Raw genomic sequence first — 741 nt, 5'->3', positions numbered from 1 at the left:
CGATCGACCAACTTCAAAAACGACAAAAATTCCTTGCTGGTAGTTCTATTCGCAACCTTTCCAATGACTTTTCCCGTCAGCGTATTGAAAGCGGCAAACAAGCTCGCAGTGCCATGTCTCTTGTAATCATGAGTCCGACTGCCTATTCGACTCGGGTTTAGAGGGAGACCTGGTTGCGTTCTATCTAAAGCTTGAATTTGTGTTTTCTCATCAACGCTTAGAACGACAGCGTTTTCTGGCGGGTTCATATATAGACCAACAATGTCGATAACCTTTTCAGAAAAGTCAGGATCGTTGCTGATCTTGAATGTTTTTAGACGATGAGGCCTTAAGTCGGCTGCTTTCCATATCTGCCGAACCTGCCATGGCGTCACTTCTGCGTATTTAGCCATTAACTCAATACTCCAGTGTGACGCTTCTTCGGGTATACGCTTTGTTGTCAAAAACAATACTCGATCTACAACGTCCTTTTCGATAACAGTTGGCCGACCACTACGAGTACGCTCACGCAGGCCTTCAATGCCTTCCTGCTCGAAACGGCTTCGCCACCGATGAACAGTCTTCGGTGACGTTCGTTGTGCGATAGCTACATCTGTAGGAGTCATGCCTTCGTTAAGCTGAAGAATAATCTTTGCTCGCATAACTTGCCCATGTGGAAGGGTTGTTGATCGGCACCACTCGTTCAGAATGGACGCTTCATTATCAGAAACTTGAAAAGGTTTAGGTGTACGCATAGAAGAT

Annotated in this window: 1 protein-coding gene; it reads right to left on the bottom strand. The window is 45.7% G+C overall.

The window, feature by feature from the left end:
- Positions 1–641: IS630 family transposase (locus ACCI49_RS24905; protein WP_371841956.1), on the bottom strand; the 641-nt coding region annotated here is incomplete at its 3' end.
- Between the last annotated feature and the right edge of the window lie 100 nt (positions 642–741).

The organism is Microbulbifer epialgicus (assembly GCF_041447265.1).
Taxonomy (GTDB): Bacteria; Pseudomonadota; Gammaproteobacteria; order Pseudomonadales; family Cellvibrionaceae; genus Microbulbifer; species Microbulbifer epialgicus.
Note: the sequence above shows the minus strand (reverse complement) of the source record. Positions and strands in the feature narration are given on the sequence as shown.